The sequence below is a fragment of the Streptomyces griseoruber genome, from assembly GCF_001514205.1.
In the GTDB taxonomy this organism is placed as follows: domain Bacteria; phylum Actinomycetota; class Actinomycetes; order Streptomycetales; family Streptomycetaceae; genus Streptomyces; species Streptomyces griseoruber.
In genome coordinates this window covers 59,445-73,668 of record NZ_KQ948789.1, presented here as the reverse complement: position 1 = coordinate 73,668, position 14,224 = coordinate 59,445, and the positions used below count along the sequence as shown (strand labels likewise).

13 protein-coding genes are annotated in these 14,224 nt (G+C 73.2%); 10 read left to right on the top strand and 3 right to left on the bottom strand.

Annotation, left to right across the window (positions count from 1 at the left end):
• The first annotated feature begins 252 nt into the window (after window positions 1–252).
• From AQJ64_RS42260 to AQJ64_RS42230, 7 genes are all read left to right on the top strand, one after another.
• On the top strand, window positions 253–1,092 hold the full coding sequence (locus AQJ64_RS42260) for a helix-turn-helix domain-containing protein (protein ID WP_055634164.1): 840 nt from the start codon (window positions 253–255) through the stop codon (window positions 1,090–1,092).
• 92 nt (window positions 1,093–1,184) lie between these two features.
• Entirely contained in the window at window positions 1,185–2,654 is a 1,470-nt protein-coding gene (rimO, locus tag AQJ64_RS42255; protein WP_079062278.1) for a 30S ribosomal protein S12 methylthiotransferase RimO, read from the top strand.
• Window positions 2,651–3,481, top strand: coding sequence for a CDP-diacylglycerol--glycerol-3-phosphate 3-phosphatidyltransferase (gene pgsA, locus AQJ64_RS42250; protein ID WP_055634162.1), 831 nt, complete (start codon window positions 2,651–2,653; stop codon window positions 3,479–3,481). Before rimO ends, pgsA begins: the two co-directional genes overlap by 4 nt.
• Complete coding sequence (locus tag AQJ64_RS42245) at window positions 3,478–4,023, top strand: CinA family protein (protein WP_055634161.1); 546 nt, start codon at window positions 3,478–3,480, stop codon at window positions 4,021–4,023. Before pgsA ends, AQJ64_RS42245 begins: the two co-directional genes overlap by 4 nt.
• A 109-nt stretch (window positions 4,024–4,132) precedes the next feature.
• The gene (locus AQJ64_RS42240; protein ID WP_015657463.1) at window positions 4,133–4,513 is read left to right on the top strand and encodes a helix-turn-helix domain-containing protein; all 381 of its coding nucleotides are present in this window, start codon (window positions 4,133–4,135) and stop codon (window positions 4,511–4,513) included.
• A 180-nt stretch (window positions 4,514–4,693) separates the two neighbouring features.
• Window positions 4,694–5,164 (top strand): Dps family protein, encoded by a 471-nt coding sequence (locus AQJ64_RS42235; RefSeq protein WP_055634160.1) that lies wholly within the window; start codon window positions 4,694–4,696, stop codon window positions 5,162–5,164.
• A gap of 17 nt (window positions 5,165–5,181) precedes the next feature.
• Window positions 5,182–5,457 (top strand): hypothetical protein, encoded by a 276-nt coding sequence (locus AQJ64_RS42230; protein ID WP_055634159.1) that lies wholly within the window; start codon window positions 5,182–5,184, stop codon window positions 5,455–5,457.
• A gap of 5 nt (window positions 5,458–5,462) precedes the next feature.
• On the opposite strand, the gene AQJ64_RS42225 is transcribed toward AQJ64_RS42230, so the two are convergent.
• The 3 genes from AQJ64_RS42225 to AQJ64_RS42215 all read right to left on the bottom strand — a co-directional run bounded on the left by AQJ64_RS42225 (window position 5,463) and on the right by AQJ64_RS42215 (window position 12,222).
• A complete protein-coding gene (locus AQJ64_RS42225) occupies window positions 5,463–6,227 on the bottom strand; it encodes an SDR family NAD(P)-dependent oxidoreductase (protein ID WP_055639088.1) in 765 nt (254 codons plus the stop codon).
• Window positions 6,228–6,296: 69 nt separating this feature from the next.
• Entirely contained in the window at window positions 6,297–7,142 is an 846-nt protein-coding gene (locus AQJ64_RS42220; protein WP_055639089.1) for a DNA-formamidopyrimidine glycosylase family protein, read from the bottom strand.
• Window positions 7,143–7,206: 64 nt separating this feature from the next.
• On the bottom strand, window positions 7,207–12,222 hold the full coding sequence (locus AQJ64_RS42215; protein ID WP_059203499.1) for an ATP-dependent helicase: 5,016 nt from the start codon (window positions 12,220–12,222) through the stop codon (window positions 7,207–7,209).
• 92 nt (window positions 12,223–12,314) lie between these two features.
• Here AQJ64_RS42215 and AQJ64_RS42210 point away from each other — a divergent pair, with 92 nt between their 5' ends.
• The 3 genes from AQJ64_RS42210 to AQJ64_RS42200 are packed head-to-tail and all read left to right on the top strand — an operon-like array spanning window position 12,315 to window position 14,211.
• A complete protein-coding gene (locus AQJ64_RS42210) occupies window positions 12,315–13,277 on the top strand; it encodes an AraC family transcriptional regulator (protein ID WP_055638336.1) in 963 nt (320 codons plus the stop codon).
• Window positions 13,178–13,903 (top strand): AzlC family ABC transporter permease, encoded by a 726-nt coding sequence (locus AQJ64_RS42205; protein WP_063788870.1) that lies wholly within the window; start codon window positions 13,178–13,180, stop codon window positions 13,901–13,903. The genes AQJ64_RS42210 and AQJ64_RS42205 overlap by 100 nt, the downstream gene beginning before the upstream one ends.
• A complete protein-coding gene (locus AQJ64_RS42200; RefSeq protein WP_055638334.1) occupies window positions 13,903–14,211 on the top strand; it encodes an AzlD domain-containing protein in 309 nt (102 codons plus the stop codon). Before AQJ64_RS42205 ends, AQJ64_RS42200 begins: the two co-directional genes overlap by 1 nt.
• The last annotated feature ends 13 nt before the right edge of the window (window positions 14,212–14,224 follow it).

Sequence of the window (14,224 nt, the reverse complement as noted above, 5' to 3'; positions counted from 1 at the left end):
TGCGTCAGGGTGCCGGGGGTCCGTGACTCACCCGTTAGAAACCGCAGGGCAACCGTTTCCCTTTGGCGTACGTCCAGTTGAGCGAGAGGACAGGTACGACTTTCAACCGAGGGTCGTGCCTGGCTGCCGTCATCGGCGTGACCGGCCATTCCGATGGCGTACAAAGTCGTACTGTCCGGTTGCCCCTCCCTTTGGCACCCCCCCTAGACTGAACTTCCAGCACAGGTGGCTACACGCTCGAAAGGCGCCCCCGTGTCCATCGGCAACTCCCCTGAAGACGAGCGTCCGTTCGAAGACCCGTCCGAGGAAGCCCCCTTCTCCATCGGTCGTGCCCTGCGCCAGGCGCGGATCAGCGCCGGGCTGACCGTGGACGACGTCAGTACCGCCACCCGAGTCCGCATCGCCATCATCCGTGCCATCGAGTCCGACGACTTCGCCCCCTGCGGCGGTGACGTCTACGCGCGCGGGCACATCCGGACCCTGGCCCGCGCCGTCCGGCTCGACCCCGCCCCGCTGATCGAACGGTACGACGCGAGCCACGGCGGCCGCCCCGCGCCGACCCCCGCCGCCCCGCTGTTCGAGGCGGAACGCATCCGTCCCGAGCGGCGCGGACCGAACTGGACGGCGGCCATGGTCGCCGCGATCGTCGCCGTGGTCGGCTTCGTCGGCTTCACCGCGTTCAAGGGCGGCGACGAGGCCGGCTCCAAGAACGCCGTCGCCGAGGGCAGCACGCCCACGGCCGGCGTCACCGCCTCGCCCACCCCGAAGACCGAGAAATCCGTCGACGAGAAGCCCGAGCCCTCCGACAGCGCCATCGCCGCGGCTCCCCAGGACAAGGTGACCGTCCAGGTCAGCGCGACCGACGGCCGCAGCTGGATCTCCGCCAAGGACCACAACGGCCGGCTGCTGTTCGACGGACTCCTCAAGCAGGGCGACTCCAAGACCTTCCAGGACAGCGAGAAGATCAACCTCGTCCTCGGCGACGCCGGGGCGATCGATCTGTTCGTCAACGGCAAGAAGATCGACGACAACTTCCAGCCCGGCGCCGTGGAGCGCCTGACGTACACCAAGGGCGACCCGCAGGCTGGGTGAGGCAGAGGAAATCCGTGTGAGTCGACGGGGTTGGCCAAGATCGCCAACCCCGTCGACGTTCGCTGTCGGTGGGACAAAGTAGTCTTGAGCCCATGCCTGAACGCCGTACCGTCGCACTGGTCACCCTTGGCTGCGCCCGTAACGAGGTGGACTCGGAGGAGCTCGCAGGCCGTTTGGAGGCGGACGGCTGGCAGCTCGTCGAGGACGCCGAGGACGCGGACGTCGCCGTCGTCAACACCTGTGGCTTCGTCGAGGCCGCCAAGAAGGACTCCGTCGACGCCCTCCTGGAGGCCAACGACCTCAAGGGCCACGGCAGAACCCAGGCCGTCGTGGCGGTGGGCTGCATGGCCGAGCGGTACGGCAAGGAGCTCGCCGAGGCCCTTCCCGAAGCCGACGGCGTGCTCGGCTTCGACGACTACGCGGACATCTCCGACCGCCTCCAGACCATCCTGAGCGGCGGCGTCCACGCCTCCCACACTCCGCGCGACCGGCGCAAGCTGCTGCCGATCAGCCCTGCCGAGCGGCAGTCCGCGACCGACGTGGCGCTGCCCGGGCACGGTGCCCCGGTGGACCTGCCCGTGGGTCTCGCCCCGCAGTCCGGCCCTCGCGCGCCCCTGCGCCGCCGCCTCGACGGCGCCCCCGTCGCCTCGGTGAAGCTCGCCTCCGGCTGCGACCGGCGCTGCTCCTTCTGCGCCATCCCGTCCTTCCGCGGCTCCTTCATCTCGCGCCGGCCGAGCGACGTGCTGAACGAATCTCGGTGGCTGGCCGAGCAGGGCGTCAAGGAGATCATGCTGGTCTCCGAGAACAACACCTCCTACGGCAAGGACCTGGGCGACATCCGGCTGCTGGAGTCGCTGCTGCCCGAGCTCGCGGAGATCGACGGCCTCGAGCGGGTGCGGGTCAGCTACCTCCAGCCCGCCGAGATGCGGCCCGGTCTCATCGACGTCCTGACGTCCACGCCCAAGATCGCGCCCTACTTCGACCTGTCCTTCCAGCACTCCGCGCCCGGGGTGCTGCGCGCGATGCGCCGCTTCGGCGACACCGACCGGTTCCTGGAACTGCTCGACACCATCCGCGGCAAGGCGCCCCAGGCGGGCGTGCGCTCCAACTTCATCGTCGGCTTCCCCGGCGAGTCCGAGGCCGACCTGGCCGAGCTGGAGCGGTTCCTGAACGGCGCGCGACTGGACGCCATCGGTGTCTTCGGGTACTCCGACGAGGAGGGCACCGAGGCCGCGACCTACGAGAACAAGCTCGACGAGGACCTCGTCGCCGAGCGGCTCGCCCGGGTCTCCCGGCTCGCCGAGGAACTCGTCTCGCAGCGGGCCGAGGAGCGCGTCGGCGAGACCGTACACGTGCTCGTGGAGTCCCTGGACGAGGACGGTGTGCACGGCCGGGGGGCGCACCAGGCGCCGGAGACCGACGGACAGGTGCTGCTCACATCGGGCGAAGGTCTGGCCGTCGGCCGTATGGTCGAGGCGAAGGTGGTCGGCACCGAGGGCGTCGACCTCGTGGCCGAACCCCTGCAGGGCTCTTTCGGGTGTAGTGAGGAGGCGGGCAGATGACGGGTGTCCCGGCATCGGCCGCGGGCGGCTCCTCGCCGGCGAAGCAGGCGAATCCGGCGAGCCTGGAGAAAGCGCCGAAGGGGGCCTCCGTCGCGGACGTGTCCGCCGTCGGGGCGCCCGACGCCGTCGAACCGACCGCCGCCGCGGGGCCCGGTGCCGCCGGGCCCGATGCCGGACCGGCCGACGCCGCCGACGGCAGGGCGCCGCGGGGCGGCAAGCTGGCCGCCGCCGCCGTCAACCAGGCGAGTGTCTGGAACATCGCCAATCTGCTGACGATGCTCCGGCTGATCCTCGTGCCCGGCTTCGTCGCGCTGATGCTGGCCGACGGCGGTTACGACCCGGCGTGGCGCTCGCTCGCCTGGGCCGCCTTCGCCATCGCCATGATCACCGACCTGTTCGACGGACACCTGGCGCGCACCTACAACCTCGTCACCGACTTCGGGAAGATCGCCGACCCCATAGCCGACAAGGCGATCATGGGGGCGGCGCTGATCTGCCTCTCCGGGCTCGGCGACCTGCCGTGGTGGGTGACGATCGTGATCCTCGGCCGGGAACTCGGGATCACGCTCCTGCGTTTCATCGTCATCCGGTACGGAGTGATCCCGGCGAGCCGGGGCGGCAAGCTCAAGACGCTCACCCAGGGCGTGGCCGTCGGTATGTACGTCCTGGCGCTGACGGGGTGGCTGGCCACGCTGAGGTGGTGGGTGATGGCCGCGGCGGTCGTCCTGACCGTGGTGACCGGCCTCGACTACGTAAGACAGGCCATTGTGCTGCGCCGGCAGGGAATCGCCGCGCGCGAGGCGGCCTCGGAGGAGACGGAAGCGTGAATTCCACGGCCACCGACGTGGTGCGACTACTCACGGTGAAGGGCGGGACGCTCGCTGTCGCCGAGTCGCTGACCGGTGGCCTGGTCGCGGCGGAGATCACATCGGTGCCCGGGGCGTCCAAGGTCTTCCGCGGCTCCGTCACGGCCTACGCTACCGAGCTGAAGCAGGAACTGCTCGGCGTGGACGGCAGTCTGCTGGCCGCCCGTGGAGCGGTGGATCCGCAGGTGGCGGCCGAGATGGCGGCCGGGGTGCGCAAGGCGCTGGGCGCCGACTGGGGCATCGCGACCACCGGAGTGGCCGGCCCCGATCCGCAGGACGGCCGGCCCGTCGGGACGGTCTTCGTGGCCGTCGACGGCCCGTCCCGGCCCGGAATCGGTTCCGCCTCTGGCGGAAAAGTGGAGGCCCTGCGGTTGAACGGCGACCGCGAGGAAATTCGTAGAGAGAGTGTACGGAGCGTGCTCGTACTGCTTCTGACAGAACTTGCGGGCGAACACACCGGGAATGAGCGGGCACAGGATACGGAACAGAACGGGGGGTTTTGATGTTTGCAGCCCTGAGTGAACACGACATCGCTCCCCGCACGGCCGCAGCGCGAGGCGGTACGGTGGGGCGTGAAGGATGCGGCTACGCGGTCCGAGGAGGGAGCCACCGATGATTCTGCTCCGTCGCCTGCTGGGTGACGTGCTGCGTCGGCAGCGCCAGCGCCAGGGCCGTACTCTGCGCGAAGTCTCCTCGTCCGCCCGAGTCTCACTCGGCTATCTCTCCGAGGTGGAGCGGGGGCAGAAGGAGGCTTCCTCCGAGCTGCTCTCCGCCATCTGCGACGCGTTGGACGTACGGATGTCCGAGCTCATGCGGGAAGTGAGCGACGAGCTCGCCCTCGCCGAGCTGGCCCAGTCTGCTGCGGCCACCCCCAGCGAGCCTGTGCCCACGTCGGTCCGTCCGATGCTGGGTTCCGTGTCGGTGACCGGTGTGCCACCGGAGCGGGTGACCATCAAGGCACCCGCCGAGGCGGTGGACGTGGTCGCCGCATAGGTTCATCCGCGTGGGCGTGTGAGCGCCGACGTGCGTGTGTGAGGCCCCGGCCGGGGCCCCTCCGGGCAGACCCGGAGGGGCGCGGACGGGGCCTTCCGCGTTGTCCGCGTCGGTTTGCCCATCCGGGGTACTGCGGTCATGGTGAAGAGGCACGACGGCCGCCACACACCGGAGGTAGGGATGTACGTCGTGAAGAGCCCCCTGTCCGACGCCGACCTGAAGATTGTCGGTGAGGCGCTCCAGGGCGCACTCGTCGACCTGATCGATCTGTCGCTGCTCGCCAAGCAGGTCCACTGGAACGTTGTCGGGTCCCGGTTCCGGTCCATCCACCTCCAGCTGGACGAGGTCGTGGCCGTCGCCCGGGTCCACTCCGACACCGTGGCGGAGCGGGCGTCCGCGCTCGGTGTCTCGCCGGACGGCCGGGCGGCGACGGTCGCGGGCGCCAGCGGACTCGGCACGGTGCCGGAAGGCTGGATCAAGGACGCCGACGCGGTCGGCGCGCTGGTGTCGGCGCTGGGCGCGGCCATCACCCGGATGCGGGGGCGCGTCGAGGCCACTGAACAGCCGGACCCCGTCAGCCAGGACATCTTCATCGGGATCACGGCGGATCTCGAGAAGCACCACTGGATGTTCCAGGCGGAGAACGTCTGATTCCGGGCGGGGGAGCCGTGGCGGACCGCATAGTGCGCCGGGGGGTGCTGTTCGGGCTCGGTGCCGTGTGGTGGTGGGCCGTGGTGAGGCTCGCCGTGGCACCGGGCGCCGGGGCGCTGGAGGGGGCGGTCGCCGCCGGTGGATGGGGGCTGAGCCTGCTGCCGGTGCACTGTGTGGCCAAGGGCCGGGCCGTGGGGGCCCTCGCGGCGGGGCGGTGGCACGCCGCCTGGCGCGGCCCCGGGGCGACGGCCCGGGAGGCGCCCTGCGCCGGGACCGCTGACGAGTCCGGGTGAGCGGGTTACCAGGGCATGGCCACACCGCCGTTCGGGCGGAGGATCTGGCCCGTGGTGAAGGCGGACGCGTCCGAGGCCAGATGGAGGACCGCATGGGCGATGTCCTCCGGCGCGCCGACGCGGCCCAGGGGTGACATACGGGCCATGAGCGCCTCGGTGTGCGCCTGCGCGCCGGGGTCGTGGCGGTCGGTCATGGGGGTGCGGATCCAGCCGGGGGCCACCGCGTTGACGCGGATGCCGTGCCGGCCCACCTCGGTCGCCAGGGTCTTCGTCAACTGGACCACGGCCGCCTTGGCGGCGCCGTAGCAGAGCAGTCCCGGGCCGCCGGTGTCCACGGCGCCCGAGGCCATCGTGACGATGCTGCCGCCGCCGCCCTGCGCGAGCATCAGCCGGGCGGCTTCCTGGCAGGCGTACAGCACGCCCTTGAAGTTGACGTCCAGGACCCGGTCGAGGTCCTCGTCGCGGGTCTCCAGGACGGGGCTGCTGTGCATGATCCCGGCGACCGCGGCCATCACGTCCAGTCGCTCGCAGGACTCCACGGCCCGGCGGACCTGGGCGCGGTCGGTGACGTCCAGCGGATGCGTACGGGCGGTGCCGCCCTGGTCCTTGATCAGCGTCGCCGTCTCGTGCAGGCCCTGCGCGTCCCGGTCCGCGCCGTGCACGACGGCCCCCGCCTCGGCGAGCAGCACGGCACAGGCCCGGCCGATCCCGCTCGCGGCGCCGGTGACGAACGCGGTGCGTCCGGTGAGGTCGTACGCCTTCACACCCATGAGGGGACGGTACGAGCGTTTCTGACGGGTCGTCAATTGTTCGTGCGGCGATCATTGCTGGTACGGCGATCAGCCGGGCATACGGCGAGCGCGCTCCCGCCACCGCTGCGGGGAGCCCGGCGCCGGTGCGGGACCCCGCTGGCAGGACGGGCACCAGTAGGTGGGGCGTTCCTGTGTCCCGTCGCCCTGGTCGGCGACCCGGATCGAGGTGCGGCAGCGCAGGCAGGGCCGCGGTGCGCGGCCGTAGACGAAGAGGTCCTGGTGGGGCAGGCCGGTGGTCCGGCGGACCAGGCGGTCGCGGTTCACCTCCAGCAGCCGCTGGGCGAGGCCGGGCAGGTGCGCGGCGCGGTCGGCCGGGAGCGCGCCGACGGGGAGCCAGGGGGTGACGCCCAGCAGGAAGCACAGCTCGCTCTTGTAGACGTTGCCGATGCCGGCGAGATTGCGCTGGTCGAGGAGTGCCTCGCCCAGGGGGCGCGCGGGGTCGGCGAGGAGGTTCGTGAGCGCGAGGCCGGGGTTCCAGTCGGGGCCGAGGAGATCGGGGCCGAGGTGGCCGACCACGCGTTCCTCCTCCGTGGTGCGCAGCAGTTCCATGACCTGGAGCCGGTAGCCGACCGCCGTGCGGTCGGCGGTGCCGAGGACCACCCGGATCTGGTGGGCCGGGCCGCCCTTCCAGCGCTCGCCCTCGCCGTAGACCCTCCAGGCGCCCTCCATGCGCAGATGGGTGTGCAGGGTCAGTCCGCCCTCGACCCGGGTGAGCAGGTGCTTGCCGCGCGGAACCGTGGTCAGCACGTGCCGGCCGCTCAGGTCGACCGTGGCGTACTTCGGCACCCGGAAGTCGCTCGAGGTCAGCACCTTGCCCGCGAGAGCGCCGTGCAGTCGCTTCGCGGTCTGCCAGACCGTGTCACCTTCGGGCATGGGTCAAGGGTGGCACGGGGCGGTGGGTGGCCAGGGGTGCCGGAGCGGTCGTTCGGCTGCGTGGTCATGCACGCAGCCGCAGGCCCCGGGGGGTCGCGACGAAGCCCGCTCCCTCCAGAAGGACGCCCATGGGGGAGGTCAGGGCCGAGACGCCGTTGATCCGCTCCACCGTGACCGTGCCGAGGGAGCCTGCCCGGGCGGCCTGGGCGAGGGACTCCGCCGCGGCCCGCAGACGGGGGTCGCCGGTGGGGGCGCCCTCGGTGTCCGGGGTGGAGGGCCAGGCCAGCACGGTCTTGCCGCCGCGCTCCATGTAGAGGGTCAGCTCACCCTCGACGAGCACCACCAGGGAGCCCGCCTTGCGGCCCGGCTTGTGCCCCGCACCCGTCGGCGGCTCCGGCCAGGCCAGGGCGGCACCGTACGCGTTCGCCGGGTCGGCGGCGGCGAGGACGACCGCGCGGGAGGCGGGGTCGTCGGCGCGGTGTGCCGTACGACGGTGTCGCTGGGCGGGGCCGCCCGGGCCGGAGTCGTGGCGCGAGCCAGGGGTGTAGGGGGATTCGGGGGTGTACGGGGATGCCGAACCGTAGGGGGAGGGGGTGCCGCCGCCTCGGGGGCCGCCCGCGCCCGGGGAGTCCAAGTCGTGCGCGGAGGCGTACCCGCCGGGGTCCGAGGGGTCCCACGGGGCGTCCTCGTCCCCGGACGGGAAGGCGTCGGGGAAGCCGTCGCCGGGCGCGCCGGCGGATGCGCCGGGGAACGGGCCGGGGAAGAGGTCGGTGAACGGGCCGGGGAAGGCGACCGGGGTGGTCGGCCGGGCGTCGGGTGGGACCGGCACCGCCTCGCCCCGGTCGCGGGCGTTGGACACCGCGCGCAGCCGGTCCACGGCGCCGTCCATCGCGAACTGTGCCGCGCCGAGGCCCTCCACGACGTACCCGCGCCGGGCCTGGCCGCTCTCCTCGAAGGCGGACAGGATGCGGTACGTCGCCGAGAAGCCGCCCTCGACGCCCTCCGCCGCGACCGCTCCCCGGGTCACCACACCGTGCCGGTCGAGGAGCGTACGGGCGAGGGCGTGGGCCCGGACGGTGGGGTCGGGTTCCTGGGCCGGGACGAGGGACCAGCGGCCGGCGACGGTCGGCGGGCCGCTGCGGGAGGCGGGGCGGGCGGCGGCCGTCAGGGAGCCGTAACGGCCCCGGGGGACCGCGCGCTTGGCACGGTGGGCGGTGGAGCCGGCCGTGCGGCCCGAGCCCAGCAGGGAGCGCATCGGCGCCAGCGTGTCGTTGGTGAGCCGACCGGACCAGGCCAGGTCCCAGACGGCGTCGGCGAGTTGGGGGTCCGTGGCGTCGGGATGGGTGGTGGCGCGGACCTGGTCGGCGATCTGGCGGAAGAACAGACCGTAGCCCCCGGACAGGGTGTCGAGGACGGACTGGTGCAGTGCCGTCGGCTCCAGCGGGTGGGGCGGGGGCAGCAGCAGCGGGGCGGCGTCCGCCAGGTACAGCGAGACCCAGCCGTCCTTGCCGGGGAGCGCGCCCGCTCCGGCCCAGACGACCTCTCCGGCGGCCGTGAGCTCGTCGAGCAGGGCGGGGGTGTAGTCCCTCACGCGGGAGGGCAGAACGAGCTTCTCCAGGGCCGAGGCCGGTACGGAGGCGCCCTGGAGCTGCTCCACCGCACGCACCAGTCCGTCGACCCCGCGCAGGGAGTGGCCCTTGCCGATGTGCTGCCACTGGGGCAGGAACTGGGCGAGCGCCGGTGGAGCGACCGGTTCCAGTTCATGCCGCAGGGCCGCCAGCGAGCGGCGGCGCAGCCGGCGCAGGACGGTCGCGTCGCACCACTCCTGGCCGATGCCCGCCGGATGGAACTCGCCCTGGACGACCCGTCCGCTCGCCGTGAGCCGTTGCAGGGCGCCCTCGGTGACCGCGACCCCCAGGCCGAAGCGGGCGGCGGCGGTGGCCGAGGTGAACGGGCCGTGGGTGCGGGCGTGGCGGGCGAGGAGGTCGCCCAAGGGGTCCTTCACCGGTTCGGTGAAGGCTTCCGGGACCCCGACCGGGAGCGCCGTGCCGAGCGCGTCGCGCAGCCGGCCGGCGTCCTCGACGGCCGCCCAGTGATCGGTGCCGGCGATACGGACGCGGATGGCGCGTCGTGCCGAGGCCAGCTCCCGCGCCCACTGCGGTTCGGCGCCGCGCCGGGCCAGTTCGGCGTCGGTGAGCGGACCGAGGAGCCGGAGCAGGTCGGCGACGCCTTCGGGGTCCTTGGCGCGGCGGTCCTCGGTGAGCCACTGGAGTTCCTGTTCGAGCTCGGCGAGGACCTCGGCGTCGAGCAGCTCGCGCAGCTCCGCCTGGCCGAGCAGCTCGGCCAGCAGCCGCGAGTCCAGGGAGAGGGCGGCGGCGCGGCGCTCGGCGAGCGGCGAGTCGCCCTCGTACAGGAACTGGGCGACGTACCCGAACAGGAGCGAGCGGGCGAACGGCGAGGGCTCCGGGGTGGTGACATCGACCAGGCGGACCTTGCGGGACTCCAGATCGCCCATCAGCTCGGCCAGGCCGGGGACGTCGAAGACGTCCTGGAGGCACTCGCGGACCGCCTCCAGGACGATCGGGAACGAGCCGAACTCGCTCGCCACCTGAAGCAGTTGCGCGGCGCGCTGGCGCTGCTGCCACAGCGGGGTGCGCTTGCCGGGGTTGCGGCGGGGCAGCAGCAGCGCGCGGGCGGCGCACTCGCGGAACCGGGACGCGAACAGGGCGGAGCCGCCGACCTGGTCGGTGACGATCTGGTCGACCTCGCCCTTGTCGAAGACGACGTCCGCCGCGCCGACCGGGGCCTGCTCCGCGTCGTACTCCGTCCCGGCCTTCCTCGGCTCCTGGTCGAGCAGGTCCAGGCCCATCAGGTCGGCGTCGGGCAGGCGCAGCACGATGCCGTCGTCGGCGTGCATGACCTGGGCGTCCATGCCGTACCGCTCGGAGAGCTTCGCGCCGAGCGCCAGCGCCCACGGGGCGTGGACCTGCGCGCCGAACGGGGAGTGGACGACGACCCGCCAGTCGCCCAGCTCGTCGCGGAACCGCTCCACGACGATCGTGCGGTCGTCGGGCACATGGCCGCAGGCCTCGCGCTGTTCGTCCAGGTAGGCGAGGACGTTGTCGGCCGCCCAGGCGTCGAGGCCCGCGGTGAGCAGCCGCAGCCGGGCGTCGTCCTTGGACAGGGAGCCGACCTCGCGCAGGAACGCGCCCACCGCGCGGCCCAGCTCCAGGGGCCGGCCCAGCTGGTCGCCCTTCCAGAACGGGAGCCGGCCCGGGACGCCGGGGGCCGGGGACACCAGGACCCGGTCGCGGGTGATGTCCTCGATGCGCCAGGAACTGGTGCCGAGGGTGAACACGTCGCCCACGCGGGATTCGTAGACCATCTCCTCGTCGAGCTCGCCGACCCGGCCGCCGCCCTTCTTCGGGTCGGCGCCCGCGAGGAAGACACCGAACAGGCCGCGGTCGGGGATCGTGCCGCCGGAGGTGACGGCGAGGCGCTGGGCGCCCGGGCGGCCGGTGACCGTGCCGGCGACGCGGTCCCACACCACGCGCGGGCGCAGCTCGGCGAACGCGTCGGAGGGGTAGCGGCCCGCGAGCATGTCCAGGGTGGCCGTGAAGGCGGACTCCGGGAGGGACGCGAAAGGGGCGGCCCGGCGGACCGTCGCGAGCAGGTCGTCCACCTGCCAGGTGTCCAGCGCGGTCATGGCCACGAGCTGCTGGGCCAGGACGTCCAGGGGGTTCGCGGGGACCTTCAGGGACTCGATCGAGCCGGTGCGCATGCGTTCGGTGACCACGGCCGCCTGGACCAGGTCGCCTCGGTACTTGGGGAAGACCACGCCGGTGGAGACCGCTCCCACCTGGTGTCCCGCGCGGCCCACGCGCTGGAGGCCCGAGGCCACCGAGGGCGGGGACTCGACCTGGACCACCAGGTCCACCGCGCCCATGTCGATGCCCAGTTCCAGGCTGGAGGTGGCGACCACCGCCGGGAGACGGCCCGCCTTGAGGTCCTCCTCGACCAGGGCGCGCTGTTCCTTGGACACCGAACCGTGGTGGGCGCGCGCGATGACGGGCGGTGCGCCCTGGGCCGCTCCCGAGCCGCCCATCAGCTCGGCGGGGGCGTGGTCCTCGTCCAGCGGCCGGCCCGTGGCGCGTTCGTACGCGATCTCGTTCAGGCGGTTGCACAGGCGCTCGGCCAGGCGGCGGGAGTTCGCGAAGACGATCGTGGAGTGGTGGGCCTGGATCAGATCCGTGATCCGCTCCTCCACATGCGGCCAGATCGAGGGGCGCTCGGCCCCCTCGGAGCCGTCGGCGACCGGCGAGCCGCCCAGTTCGCCCAGGTCCTCCACGGGGACCACGACCGAGAGGTCGAACTCCTTGCCCGACTTCGGCTGGACGATCTCCACCTTGCGGTGCGGGGAGAGATAGCGGGCGACCTCGTCCACCGGGCGGACGGTGGCGGAGAGGCCGATGCGGCGGGCCGGCCCGGGCAGGAGCTCGTCCAGACGCTCCAGGGAGAGGGCGAGGTGGGCGCCGCGCTTGGTGCCGGCGACCGCGTGGACCTCGTCGAGGATCACGGTGTCGATGCCCGTGAGCGCGTCGCGCGTGGCCGACGTCAGCATCAGGAACAGGGACTCGGGGGTGGTGATCAGGATGTCCGGCGGGCGGGTGGTGAGGGCACGGCGCTCGGCGGGCGGGGTGTCGCCGGAGCGGATGCCCACCTTGACCTCGGGTTCGGGCAGGCCCAGGCGGACGGACTCCTGGCGGATGCCGGTCAGGGGGCTGCGGAGGTTGCGCTCGACGTCCACCGCGAGGGCTTTGAGGGGGGAGACGTAGAGGACGCGGCAGCGCTTCTTCGGGTCGGCCGGCGGAGGCGTCGAGGTGAGCCGGTCGAGCGCCGCGAGGAAGGCGGCGAGGGTCTTGCCGGAGCCGGTCGGGGCCACCACCAGCACGTCCGAGCCCGCGGCGATGGCCTGCCACGCGCCCGCCTGGGCCGCGGTGGGCGCGGAGAACGCCCCCGTGAACCAGCCGCGGGTCGCGGGCGAGAAGCCGTCGAGGGCTCGGTGTGCGGAGCTGACCATGCGTCCATCCTGCACCCGGGCACTGACAATCACTCCGACCTGCGGCGATGGCGACGGCGACGCGGGTGTGGGCGGGGGCGGAGAATGGGGACATGGCGGGTTCTCGTGAGTCGGCCCGGCACTGGCGGTACGCGGAACTGCCCGGTGTCGATCTGCTGCGCGCCTCGTACGTCCGCAAGACGTTCCTGCGGCACACCCATGAGCACTTCGTGATCGCCGCCGTCGCCGAGGGGGCGGAGGTCTTCCGGCACCAGGGGTCCGATGTGTACGTGGGGGCCGGTGCGCTGGCGCTGGTCAACCCCGACACCCCGCACACCGGACGGGCCGGGGTTCCGCAGGGGTGGCGGTACGGCGCCGTCTACCCGCTGCCCGGGCTGGTGGCGGAGATCGCGGCCGAGACGACGAGCCTGCGGGGCACGCCCGGGTTCGTGAGTCCCGTGATCGAGGACGCCTACGCCGCCGCGCTGGTGCACCAGGTGCTCCGGGCCGCCGACGAGGGCAACGCGCTCGCCGCCGACACGCTGCTGCGGGTCGCCGTGACGCGGTTGCTGCGGCTCAACGGCGGGGCGCTGCCGCAGCGGGAGGTGCGGACGGCCGGGGCGCGGATCGCGGCACGCGCGCGGGGGGTACTGGAGGAGCGGATGGCCGATCCGCCGACGCTGGAGCGGCTGGCGCGGGAACTCGGGACCAGTTCCTTCGCGCTCCTGCGTGCCTTCCGGGACGCGTTCGGGATGCCGCCGCACGCCTGGCTCACCGATGCCCGGGTGCGGCGGGCCCGCCGGCTCCTGGACGACGGCACCACTCCCGCCGAGGCCGCGGTGACCGTGGGGTTCACCGATCAGCCGCACCTCAACCGCCACTTCGCCCGGATCGTGGGCGTGCCGCCGGGGGCGTACCAGCGCGAGCGCAAGAACGTACAAGACGCGCGGGGACGGCTCCTCCTACCGTCCGACACGTGGCAGAACAGACAGCTCTCTCAGACATACGCGCCGGCCGAGCCGGAAGACCGGACTCCGCCGTCGTCCGGGACGGACTGGGCGTCGGCGTCGCCGTAGGACTGTCTGGGTTCGCCTTCGGGGTGACCTCGGCGGGCAGCGGGCTCACCGTGTGGCAGAGCTGTGCGCTGAGTCTCCTGGTGTTCACCGGGGCGTCCCAGTTCGCGCTCGTCGGCGCGCTGGCGGCGGGCGGCAACCCGCTCACCGCGGCCGCGGGCGCGTTCTTCCTGGGGGTGCGCAACGCGTTCTACGGTCTGCGGCTGTCCCAGGTGCTGGCTCTCCCGCGCGCGGTGCGCCCGCTGGCCGCTCAGTGGGTGATCGACGAGACGGCGGCCGTGTCGCTGGCGCAGCCTGGGCGGCGCGCGGCCCGGATCGGCTTCACCGTCACCGGGGTGAGCCTGTACGTGCTGTGGAATCTCACGACCCTGCTGGGCGCCCTGGGGGCCGAGGCGATCGGGGACACGGACGCGTGGGGGCTCGACGCGGCCGGGCCCGCCGTCTTCCTGGCCCTGCTCGCGCCGATGCTGCGGACCGGCACCGAGCGGGTCGTGGCCGGGCTCGCCGTCGTGCTGGGGCTCGGGCTGCTGCCGGTGGTGCCGGCCGGAGTGCCGGTGCTGGTGGCCGCGCTCGCCGCGCCCGCCGTGCTGTACCTGAAGGGGCGGCGACGTGACGAGGAGCGTGCGTGATGGGTGTCTGGGTCGCGATCCTCGCCACCGCTGTGGGGTGTTACGCCGTCAAGCTCGCCGGGCTGCTCGTGCCCGACGGGGCTTTGGAGCGGCCTGTCGTGCGGCGGCTCGCCGCCCTGCTGCCCGTGGCTCTGCTGGCCGCTCTCACGGCCCAGCAGACCTTCGCCGACGGGCACGCGCTCGTGCTCGACGCCCGGGCCGCCGGGCTTGCGGCGGCCGCCGTGGCGCTGGTGCTGCGGGCGCCCTTCCTGATCGTCGTCGCGGCGGCCGTGGTGGTCACGGCCGGGGTGCGGGCCCTGGGCGGATGACGCCGGGGCCCGG

Coding starts and splice junctions, on each gene's coding strand:
- AQJ64_RS42240 (WP_015657463.1), top strand. CDS start 4,133: ATGATTCTGCTCCGTCGCCTGCTGGGTGACGTGCTGCGTCGGCAGCGC.
- AQJ64_RS42215 (WP_059203499.1), bottom strand. CDS start 12,222: ATGGTCAGCTCCGCACACCGAGCCCTCGACGGCTTCTCGCCCGCGACC.
- AQJ64_RS42210 (WP_055638336.1), top strand. CDS start 12,315: ATGGCGGGTTCTCGTGAGTCGGCCCGGCACTGGCGGTACGCGGAACTG.
- AQJ64_RS42225 (WP_055639088.1), bottom strand. CDS start 6,227: ATGGGTGTGAAGGCGTACGACCTCACCGGACGCACCGCGTTCGTCACC.
- AQJ64_RS42200 (WP_055638334.1), top strand. CDS start 13,903: ATGGGTGTCTGGGTCGCGATCCTCGCCACCGCTGTGGGGTGTTACGCC.
- rimO (WP_079062278.1), top strand. CDS start 1,185: ATGCCTGAACGCCGTACCGTCGCACTGGTCACCCTTGGCTGCGCCCGT.
- AQJ64_RS42220 (WP_055639089.1), bottom strand. CDS start 7,142: ATGCCCGAAGGTGACACGGTCTGGCAGACCGCGAAGCGACTGCACGGC.
- AQJ64_RS42235 (WP_055634160.1), top strand. CDS start 4,694: ATGTACGTCGTGAAGAGCCCCCTGTCCGACGCCGACCTGAAGATTGTC.
- pgsA (WP_055634162.1), top strand. CDS start 2,651: ATGACGGGTGTCCCGGCATCGGCCGCGGGCGGCTCCTCGCCGGCGAAG.